At 69.7% G+C, this 10,434-nt stretch carries 8 protein-coding genes; 1 reads left to right on the top strand and 7 read right to left on the bottom strand.

Annotated features, from left to right (window positions below; all coding sequences use genetic code 11):
• Window positions 1–1,122 (top strand): glutamine--fructose-6-phosphate transaminase (isomerizing) (gene glmS / locus BLU84_RS15420; RefSeq protein WP_074869074.1); only part of this gene is annotated, 1,122 nt, incomplete at its 5' end.
• A gap of 236 nt (window positions 1,123–1,358) precedes the next feature.
• On the opposite strand, the gene BLU84_RS15415 is transcribed toward glmS, so the two are convergent.
• From BLU84_RS15415 to BLU84_RS15385, 7 genes are read right to left on the bottom strand one after another with little or no spacing between them, the layout of a single operon-like run.
• A complete protein-coding gene (locus BLU84_RS15415) occupies window positions 1,359–2,111 on the bottom strand; it encodes a YdcF family protein (protein WP_074868925.1) in 753 nt (250 codons plus the stop codon).
• A gap of 7 nt (window positions 2,112–2,118) precedes the next feature.
• Window positions 2,119–3,375 (bottom strand): glycosyltransferase family 4 protein, encoded by a 1,257-nt coding sequence (locus BLU84_RS15410; protein ID WP_074868920.1) that lies wholly within the window; start codon window positions 3,373–3,375, stop codon window positions 2,119–2,121.
• A gap of 4 nt (window positions 3,376–3,379) precedes the next feature.
• Entirely contained in the window at window positions 3,380–5,041 is a 1,662-nt protein-coding gene (locus BLU84_RS15405; RefSeq protein WP_074868918.1) for a heparinase II/III family protein, read from the bottom strand.
• Between the two features lie 28 nt (window positions 5,042–5,069).
• Window positions 5,070–7,223 carry a bi-domain-containing oxidoreductase gene (locus BLU84_RS15400; protein WP_074868915.1) on the bottom strand — a complete coding sequence of 718 codons (2,154 nt, stop codon included), beginning with the start codon at window positions 7,221–7,223 and terminating at the stop codon, window positions 5,070–5,072.
• A gap of 53 nt (window positions 7,224–7,276) precedes the next feature.
• Window positions 7,277–8,104: a hypothetical protein gene (locus BLU84_RS15395; RefSeq protein ID WP_074868912.1), complete on the bottom strand. Its 828-nt coding sequence runs from the start codon at window positions 8,102–8,104 to the stop codon at window positions 7,277–7,279.
• Window positions 8,101–9,198, bottom strand: coding sequence for a glycosyltransferase family protein (locus BLU84_RS15390; protein WP_074868909.1), 1,098 nt, complete (start codon window positions 9,196–9,198; stop codon window positions 8,101–8,103). Before BLU84_RS15390 ends, BLU84_RS15395 begins: the two co-directional genes overlap by 4 nt.
• A gap of 26 nt (window positions 9,199–9,224) precedes the next feature.
• Window positions 9,225–10,424, bottom strand: coding sequence for an O-antigen ligase family protein (locus tag BLU84_RS15385; protein ID WP_074868907.1), 1,200 nt, complete (start codon window positions 10,422–10,424; stop codon window positions 9,225–9,227).
• Window positions 10,425–10,434 lie beyond the last annotated feature (10 nt).

Here is a 10,434-nt window from a genome sequence, read left to right as displayed (position 1 = left end):
GACGTGTCGCTGGCCTCGCTGGAGCTGGGCCCATACCGCCACTTCATGCAGAAGGAAATCCACGAGCAGCCGCGCGCGATCGCCGACACCATCGAGGCGGTGATCGACAACAACGGCTTCAGCGCGTCGCTGTTCGGCGCCAAGGCCGACGAAGTGTTCGCCGGCGTCGAGGGCGTGCAGATCCTGGCCTGCGGCACCAGCTATTACGCCGGCCTGACCGCGCGCTACTGGATCGAGGCCATCGCCGGGTTGCCGTGCCAGGTCGAGATCGCCAGCGAGTACCGCTATCGCGCCGCGGTGGCGAACCCGAAGCAGCTGATCGTGACGATTTCGCAGTCCGGCGAAACGCTCGACACGATGGAAGCGCTGAAGTACGCCAAATCGCTGGGCCACGACAAGACCCTTTCGATCTGCAACGTGCCCGAGAGCGCGATCCCGCGCGCGAGCAAGCTGGTGTACTACACCCGCGCCGGCGCCGAGATCGGCGTGGCCTCGACCAAGGCGTTCACGACCCAGTTGGTGGCGTTGTTCACCCTGACCGCGACCCTGGCCAAGCTGCGCGGCGCGCTCAGCGACGAACAGGAAGCCGAATACCTCGACGCGCTGCGCCACCTGCCGGGCAGCGTGCAGCACGCGCTGAACCTGGAACCGCAGGTGACGGCCTGGGCCGAGCGCTTCGCGCCCAAGCACCACGCGCTGTTCCTGGGCCGCGGCGTGCATTACCCGATCGCGCTGGAAGGCGCGCTCAAGCTCAAGGAAATCTCCTACATCCACGCCGAGGCGTACCCGGCGGGCGAGCTCAAGCACGGCCCGCTGGCGCTGGTGGACGCGGCGATGCCGGTGGTGGTGATCGCGCCGAACGACAAGCTGCTGGAGAAGGTGAAGTCGAACATTCAGGAAGTGCGTGCGCGCGGCGGCGAGATGTTCGTATTCGCCGACCTGGACAGCCACTTCGGCGAATCCGAACAGGTGCACGTGATCCGCACCCCGCGCCACGTCGGCGTGCTGTCGCCGGTGGTGCATGCGATTCCGGTGCAGTTGCTGGCGTATCACGCGGCGCTGGCGCGCGGGACGGATGTGGACAAGCCGCGCAATCTGGCCAAAGCGGTGACGGTGGAGTAACCGTCGTTGCGGCGCCGCGGGCTGGGGCTCGCGGCGCTGGGTGGGGGCGCGGCAGGGATAGCAACAGCAACAGCAACATCAAAATGGGTTCCGGCTTTCGCCGGAATGACGGCGTGAGGGAGTGCGGGGATCACGAGGCCGCACAACTCTAACTTCGTCATTCCGGCGAAAGCCGGAACCCATTTTGATTTTCCGCTCTTGCCCGCCGGCGACGTAGACACCCAGAGGCGCGGACCTCAATCGAACGTCGCCGCCATCAATCCGGCGTACTCGTGCAGCGCCTGCGCGCTGACGTCGAGGGTCCGCATCGACGGTGTCCATGCTCCCGTTCCCGGCGCCGCGTCCTCAGGCGGCGCCAGCGGCAACGCCGGCAAACCGGCGCGTTCGAACCATTGCAGCGCACGCGGCATGTGCAGCGCCGAAGTCACCAGGATCGTGCGCTTCCAGCCGCGTTCGGCGGCGATGCGCGCGCTGCGCTCGGCGTTGCCGCGGGTGTCGGCGCTGGTTTCTTCCAGCACCATGACCTCGCGCGGCACGCCGAGCTTGACCAACGCGTCGGCCATGATCCGCGCTTCGCTGACCCCGCGGGTGCTGGCGCTCGGCCCGCCGCTGAGCAGGATCGCCGGCGCGCGCCCGGCCCGCCAGGCGCGCGCGGCCGCGGCGACGCGGTTGCCGGCCAGTTCCGGCGCGTCGGCATCGCCGCGCTCGAAACCGCTGACCCGGCCGATGCCGCCGCCGAGCACGACGATCGCATCGGCCTGCGGCAAACCTTCGGCGCTTTGCCCCAGATAGCCGCCTTGCAGCGAATCGCGCAGCGCGTCGGCCGCGGCCGGCATCGACCACAGCAGCGACCACGCCAGCGCCAGCGCGCCCAAGGCGAGCGCGCAGCGCTGCCAATGCAGCACCCAGATCAGCGCGGCCAAGGCCAGCGCGACGGCGCTGGCGTTGAGCGGCTGGGTCAACCACGCGGCGGCTAGGGCGGCGGACATGCGCGGCTCACTCCGACGAGCGCAGCAGGCCGCGCGCGCCGTCGTCGTCGGCCAGCCGCGCCAGCGCGTCGCTCATCAACCGCGCCTGGCGGTCGCGCGAATAGGCCGGCGCGGCGGCGAGGCTGGCCTCGCGCAGCCGGCGCATGCGCTCGGGATCGTCGGCCAGCGCGGCGATGGCGTCGGCCATCGCGGCCGGATCTTCCGGCGCCACGCACACGCCGCTGCCGGTGCTTTCGACGATCCGCACCGCTTCGCCGCGCGGCAGCGCCATCAGCGCCGGAATGCCCATGCCCATGCCTTCGAACAGCTTGGACGGAATCACCGAGGCGAACACCGGCGTGTCGCGCAGCGGGATCAGCGACAGATCGCACAGCCCCCACAGCTTGGGCATCGCCTCCTTGGGCTGGCGCGGGATCATGCGCACGTTGGGCAGGGCGCGTTCGGCCGCCATCTGCTCCACCCGCGCGCGCTGCGCGCCGCTGCCGGCGAAGAAGAACACGATGCGCGGGTCCTCGCGCAGGCGCTGCGCCGCTTCGATCACGTGCTCCAGGCCATGCGCCATGCCGTGCGTGCCGAGGTAGCCGACCACGAACTTGCCGTCCAGGTCGTACTGCCTGGCCATCGCGGCATCGCGCGGCGCCGGCCGGTAGCGCTGCAGGTCCACGCCGTTGAGCACGACGTGGATCTTGTCCGCGTCCACGCCGCGCTGGATCAGCTCCTCGCGGAAGGATTGGGTGACCGGAACGATGGCGTCGGCGCTGCGGTACAGGAACATTTCGAGCTTCTCCAGCACCCGGATCGCCGCGCTGCGCTTCATCGCGCCGACCGCGGTGATCGAGGCCGGCCACAGGTCGCGCAGTTCGAACACGAACGGCCGCCGTTTGATCCGCGCCAGCGCCCAGCCGCCGAGCGCGCAGAAGAACTGCGGCGAGGTCGCCACCACCACGTCGTGGCGGCGCTCGAACAGCCCGGCGACGGTGCCGGCGGCCATGAAGCTGAGGTAATCCAGGGTGCGCTTGAGGAAGCCCTCGTTGGCGGTGATGTAGGTCTTGACCCGCACCACGCGGATGCCGTCCAGCGTCTCGACGCTGCGCCAGGCGTTGCGGTAGCCGGCGAACAGCTTGCCTTCGGGGAAGTTCGGCGCGCAGGTGATCACCGTGACCTCGTGGCCGGCGCGCACCCAGCGCACCGCGTGCTCGTAGGTGCGCGTAGCCGGGGCGTTGCCTTCGGGCGGGAAATTGTCGGTCAGGAACAAGATGCGCATGGGCTCAGTGCCCCCAGTCCAGGACCAGCGTGGCGGTGCCCACGCGCGGGTCGAGCGCGGTTTCGATCACCGTGCACGCGCGGCTCAGGCCGAAGCCGGGGTGGTAGCGGCTGGGCGTCAGCGCGTCGCCGGCGGCTTCGCTGCGCCAGCGCAGGCGCAGCTCGTTGTCGCCCTCGCCATCGCGGCAACGGATGTCGTGGCCGTCGGCGTCGAAGTCCGGATGCACGCGCAGGCGCGCCACCGCTTCGCCGAAGCGGCCTTCGATGCGGTCCTCGATGCGCAGCCCGCGCGGGGTCAGCACCCAGCGCCGGCGGTGCAGCGGCCGGCCCTTGAGCCGGCGGTAACCGTCGTGGGCGGCGCTGAGCCACAGCGCTTCGCCGTCGCGGCCGTGCGCGACCGCGCGCGGCCGGGCGCGGCGGGCGACGCGGAAGCTGCTCCACACTTCCGAGGAATCTTCGCCGTCGATCTCGACCGTGTTGTGCGCCGCGGTGCCGCGCTGCCACAGCCGCTGCGGGTCGATGTCGTAGCGCGAGATGCCGGCGTTGACCAGCACCCGCCGGCCGCGCAGCGACAGTTCGAAGCTCAAGGTGTCGGCGTGGGCGTGGCCGGGCAGGTAGTCCGGGCCGATTTCGCCGACATCGCAGATCAGCACCGCCTCGCCGCATTGCAGCCGCGCATAGCCCGACTGCGGCAGCAGTTGCAGCGGCTCGCGCGAGGCCGGCGGCGGCTCGATGGCGAGCGCGCGGGCGTAGTCCTGCAACTGCGCCAGGGTCGGCGCGATGCCGTGGGCGGCGTCGTTGAAGAAGGCGATGTCGCCGTCGGGGTGGGTCATCACCGCCAGCCAGCTCAGCATCGCCCGCGCCTTGTCGCGCCACAGCTGCACGTCGCGCTCGGGGAACGCGCCGGGATAGACCAGGGCGAGCTGGACCAGGTCGAGCAGGTCTTCGAGCAGGATCGCGTGGTACATCGGGCTGCGCTCGAAATGGCCGCCGTCGGCGAGGATCTGCTCGCCGATCTGCGCGCGCAGGCCGTGCAGCCCCAGCTCGCGCCAGCGCACCGCCTCGGAGCCTTCGAAGAACGCGCCGGCGAACAGCAGCGCCTTGTAGTTGGCCCACAGGTGGTTGCCGAGCAGATGCCGCTCCAGCCGGCCGCGCAGGAACCGCACCTGGGTGGCGAGGCTGTCGAGCGCCGCACGCGCGCGCGCCGCGTCGCCGAACAACTGCCCGCCGCAGCGCCATTTGATCCAGTTGACGATGCGCAGCGACAGGCAATACGGCTCCCAGCCGTTGCCGGCCGGCGGCGGGTTGTCGGCGATCCAGCGCGCGATCAGGTCGCGGTGCCAATGCTCGCGCGAGGCCGCGCCGCAGGCGTTGAGATCGTCGAAGTAATGCAGGTTGTACAGCCACAGCTTGGGCAGGCGCGCGCTGTTCCAGTCGTTGGCGCCGATCTCGTGTTCGTCGTTGAGCAGGCGGAAGCGGGTCGGCCCCAGCATCGAGGCTTCGCGCGCGCAGGCGATCCAGCCGCGCTCGAACGCAGCCATCTGCGGCGCCGGCGCGTGCGCGACGCGCGGCCGGTGCAGGCGGTGCCAAGCGCGGCCGTAGATCTGCACCGGGCGCAGATGGCGCACGGTATGCCACAGCCGCGGCAGGCGCGTGGCCAGGCTCATGCGGTCGGCTCCGGGCGGCGGCGAGGCGTCATACCGAGGCGTCCAGTTCGATCGTGACGCGCGCGACTTCGAAGATTTCCTCGGCCGAAATCGGCGGCGGCGCCTCGCCGCGCGCAGCGCGCATGAACGCCTGCGCGCACGCGGCCTGGCCCTTGTCCTGGCTCCACAGATTCATCTTGTTGAAACCCGGCCAGCCGTAGCCGTGCAGCTTGCGGAAGTTGTCCAGCGCCAGCACGCGGCCGGCGGCGAACACTTCCAGGCGCTCTTTCGGGAAGCTCTTGTGGCCGTTGGCGAGGTAATGCACGGTGCCGAAAGAACCATCGGCGAAGCTGAGGTTGAAGCTGACCCGGTCGCTGCGGATGCCCACGCCGGGCACGTTGCCGACCGCGGTAAGCTGGTGGCCGACGATGGGTGCTCCGGCGAGGAAGCGCAGCAGGTCGACGAAGTGGCAGGCCTCGCCGATCAGGCGGCCGCCGCCGGCCTGCGGGTCCTGGGTCCAATGCTCGGCCGGGATCGCGCCGGCGTTGACGGTCATGACGAAGCTCTTGGGCTCGCGCACGCCGGCCAGCAGCTGATGCATCTTCTGCACCTGCGGGGCGAAGCGGCGGTTGAAGCCGACCATCAGCACCGGCGGGGTGCCGTACACGGCCTGTTCGCCGTGCGCCTTCTCGATGGTCTGCAGCTCTTCCAGGGTCAGGCACAGTGGCTTTTCCACGAACACGTGCTTGCCGCGGCGCAGCGCCTTGAAGGTGAGCTCGGCGTGGCTGGCGTGCTGGGTGGCGATCACCACCGAGCCCACCGCCGGATCGCGCAGCACTGCGCTGGTGTCGGTGCTGGCGTGGCCGAAGCCGAACTTCTTGCCGAAGTGGACGCTGCCCACGCCGTTGGCGGTCACCACCGTGTGCAGGCGCGCGCCGGCCTTGGCGAAGGCGGGGATCAGCACGCGGCCGGCGTAGTTGCCGGCGCCGATGAAGGCGACCGCGTTGCGGTCGGCCTTGTCGCTGTGCTCGCGCGCGTCGCTGGCCACGCTCAGCGGGATGTGGCGGCGGATCAGGTGATCGGCCATTTCCTCGCCGCGGCCGTAGTCGAGCACGATGCCCAGCGACGGCCCGCCGCCGCCGAGCACGCCGTAGGCGGCTTCGGCTTCGGCGATGGGATAGCGGTGCGACACCAGTTGCTGCACCTGCAGCGCGCCGGCCGCCATCATGTCCAGCACCGCTTCGAAATTGCGCTGCTCGGTCCAGCGCACGAAGCCGACCGGGTAATCGTTGCCGCGTTCCTCGTAGGACGGGTCGTAGCGGCCCGGGCCGTAGGAACACGAGACCTGGAACGACAGTTCCTTCTCGTAGAAGTCGGCGCGCGACAGCTCCAGCCCGGTGACGCCGACCAGGACGATGCGGCCGCGCTTGCGGCACATGTGCGCGGCCTGCGACACCGGCTCGTTGCTCTTGCTGGAGGCGGTGATGATCACCGCATCGACGCCGCGCCCGCGCGAGAAACTGTGCGCGGCCGCGACCGGGTCTTCGCCGCGCGACAGGTCGACGGTTTCCGCGCCATAGCCGCGCGCCAGCGCCAGCTTGGCCGGGTCGAAGTCGATGCCGAGCACGCGGCAGCCGTGGGCGCGCAGCAACTGCACGGTGATCAGGCCGATCAGGCCCAGGCCGGTGACCACCACGGTTTCGCCGAGCGTGGGCTGGACCAGGCGGATGCCCTGCAGGCCGATGGCCGACAGCACGGTGAAGGCGGCGGCCTCGTCGCCGACGTCGTCGGGGATCTTGGCGCACAGGTTGACCGGCACCGCGACCACTTCGGCGTGCTTGCCGTTGCTGGCGACGCGGTCGCCGATCTCGAACCCGGTCACGCCCGGGCCGACGCCGATCACCGTGCCGACGTTGCAATAGCCCAGCGCCAGCGGCTGATCGAGCTTGCTGCGTACCGCGTCGAGTGTGGTGGCCAGGCCGTCGGTGCGGACCTTTTCCAGCACCATGCGCACCTTGTCCGGCTGTTGGCGCGCCTTCTGCAACAGGTTGGCCTTGCCGAACTCGACCAGCATGCGTTCGGTGCCGGCCGAAACCAGGGTGACGTGGCTGCGGATCAGCAGTTGCCCGCGGCGCAGCGCGGGGGCGGGGACGTCGGCGACTTCGGTGCTGCCGTCGCGCAGGTTTTGCAGGACTTGATGCATGGCGGTTCCGGGATTTCGATGCGGGGGAGAGGAACGCTCGGGGGCGGGCGCGCTCAGGGGCGTGGCGGAGCGGGGCGGTTCGACGCAGGGCGGTTCGATGCGGGCGCGGCGGAAGCGGGCTTGGCCGACTGGATGAAACTGCGGGTGACCGGCACCCAGTCGCGCTCGCCGCCGCTGACGCGCTTGCTCCAGATGACCGCGCCGTCGGCGGCGCGATGCAGCTGGTCGAGCTGGAATTTCCAGTAATCGGAAGCGACGAATTCGCCGTCGCGCGGAGTCTTGTCGTGGTACTGCGGCCACACGAACGGCAGCACCGGCTTGGACGGATCGAGCTTGCGCGAAGCGGCGATCATGTTGTCCAGGCGCCGGCGCCAACGGTCGCGATCGTCGTCGACGGTGTAGAGCGAGGGGAAGAAAATATCGACCGACTTGGCCAGTTCCTTGCCGCGCACGGGATCGTTCTTGTCGATCGAACCGGGGAAACCGTAGTAACCGATCTGGCGGCCGGGCGCGGCTTCGCGAGTCCAGCGCGCCAGGGTCTGCAGCTTGTCGAGGTTGATCGCCGACAGCTCGGGGTCTTTGGCCAGATTGATGTGTTCGAAGTCCAGCACCAGCGGCCCGGGATTGCCCAGGCTGGCGCGCACCGCGTCCTTGTAGCGCCGCTCGTCGGGCATGGTGCCCTTGGCCAGTTCCGGTAACTGCGGCTCGCCGAGCAGGTTGGAGCGGGCGATGTCGAGACTGCGGTCGTCGCCGTCGGTGTACTTGGTGTTGTTGTAGAGCTTGAAGTCGCGCGCGGACGCGGCCGGCGCCAGCGCCAGCGCGCACAGCAACGCGGCGGCGGACAGCGCGCGCAGGGTTGGCGAAACGGGGGGAAGGTTCATGGTGTCAGCTCCGCGCATTCGGCGATCACCCGCGCCATCGCCGTGTCCCAGGCCTCGTAGCGCATCTGGCGCAGGCCGTGACGACGGGTTTCCAGCAGCGAACGGTCGGCGTCGATGCGCAGCAGTTCGCGCGCCAGCTGCGCGCCGTCGCCGTAGTCGGCGAGGAAACAAGCCTGGCGCTGCTCGAACGGGGCCGAGGTGAACAAACCGGGATTGGTGAAGAACGGGATTTCCAGCGCCGCGCAGTCGAACCATTTGTTCGGCTCGGCCAGGCGGTTGATCTCCAGCGCCGGGTCGTAGAAGGCCAGCACCACGTCGCAGCTCAGCAGCATCGCCAGCGCTTCCTCGTTGCTGACGATGCCGCGGTAGCGCTCGCCCAGGCCGTCGGCCAGGCGCTGCGCGTCGGGCCCGAGCAGGCGCCCGGCGGCGACGAAGTCGATCTTGCCGGCGCAGGCTTCGACCGCTTCGCGCATCATCGCGGCGCCGCGCTCGGGCGAGATTAGCCCGCTGACCAGCACCCGCAGCCGGCCGTCGCGCGGCGGCAGCGCCGCGGCGATCTGGCGGGCGCGGGCGATGGTGTCGGTGTGCGGGGTGTTGCGCACCACCCGCACGTTGTCGCTGTCGTTGCCTTCGGTGCGCGAATCGCCGGGCACCACGTGCAGTGCGGCGCGGCGGCCGACGAAGCGTTCCAGCAGCTCGATGAAGCGCTTGACCGGCGCCGGCCAGGCGTAGCTCTTGGACAGTTTGTCGCGGTCGAGGAACACGTAGCGGCAGCGGCGCAGGCTGGAGACCAGCGCGCAGGGCAGCGCGGCGTCCAGGCGCGAGCAGAAGTACACGCCGGCGCGCGGCTGGGCGAACACCCGCGCGGTCAGCCACAGCACCCACAGCGCATAGCCCAGCGCGTTGACCGCGCCGCCGCCCCAGGAGCCGAAGCTCAGCAGCACGCGCACCTTGGGCAGGTCGCGCGCTTGCTTGTCGCGGCTCCAGATCCAGAACTCGTAAGGCACCTGGGCGCTGTCGAGCACTTTCGACAGCTTCGCCAGGTACGGGTTCTTCAGATAGGGATTGCCTTGGCCGAGGATGATCGCTTGCATATCGAGGATTCGAAAGTGGCGCCGGGTCAGTGGGCGATGGGCTGGGACGACGCGGGAACGGGGCGTTGGACGTTCGCGGTACGCACGACGAACGCGGTGGACAACGCATAGAACACGCACAGGTACAGTTCTTTCGGGCTGGTGATGTCGCCGCTGAACATGGCGTTGGCCAGCGAGTACAGCGACAGCGCGCACAGGAAGGTCGCGACCAGGTCGCGGCCCTGGCTGCGCTTGGCGCTGCGGTACAGGCGCGCGATCGCGTAGACGATCAGGGCGAAGAAGAACACGGTGAAGATCAGGCCCGGTTCGATCAGGGTTTCGATCAGCAGGTTGTGCGGGTAGGGCTGCAGCGCACCGCTGGCCTCGAACGCGCCGAAGCCCTGGCCGAACAAGGTGTCGCGCAGCATCGAGAACGACACTTCGTACAGGTTCATGCGCAGCACGTCGCTGCCGCTGTAGTTGCTGACCACCAGACTGGCCAAGCGGTCCTTGATCCCGTCCGGCGCCATCACCGCCGCGGCGACCGCGAGCAGCACCACCGCCAGCCCCGCCGCCCACACCTTGCGCGAGAGCAGCAGCGCGCCGCGGTTGGTCAGCACCAGCAGCACGCCCAGGCCGAGCAGCAGCGACAGGATCGGGCCGCGCGAGCCGGCCAGCACCAGCGCCGCCACGCACGGCAGGATCAGTGCGATGCGCAGCGCCTGCCGGCGCGTATCGGTGAGCAGGCGCCAGGCCAGGAACATGATCGCGGTGCCGGCCGCGCGCGCGATCCAGATCGGATTGCCGTCGCCCTGCATCAGCCGCTGCGCGCCGGCGTCGGCGCCCTTGTTCATCGCCAGCGCGGCAACACTGAGCAAGAAGCACAGCGCCACATAGATCTTGACGAACTGCTCGGCCGCCGCGCCGCGCAGCACGAAGCAGGCGCAGTAGGCGCAGAACACCAGGATCAGATAGAACTTGAGTTCCTTGGGCCGGTGGCCGATATGGGTGTCCAGGTAGGCGATCTGGGCGAACGCGATCAGGCACACGATCACCGGCAGCAGGCAGGCGAAGCGGTTGAGCCCGCTGTAGGACAGCGACAGTCCGCCGAGCACGATGGTCGCGGCGATGGCCGCGTACTGGACCAGATCGGTGTCCACGGCGAAGAACACCGAGGCCCAGCCCGACAGCAGGAACAGGCCCAGGCAGGCCGGTGCCAGCAACAGCTTGGGCGCGGGAATCCGCATCGCAGCCGAT

Origin of the sequence: Lysobacter enzymogenes, from assembly GCF_900106525.1 — a bacterium.
GTDB classification, from domain to species: domain Bacteria; phylum Pseudomonadota; class Gammaproteobacteria; order Xanthomonadales; family Xanthomonadaceae; genus Lysobacter; species Lysobacter enzymogenes.
This window is presented reverse-complemented; position numbering and strand designations above follow the sequence as displayed.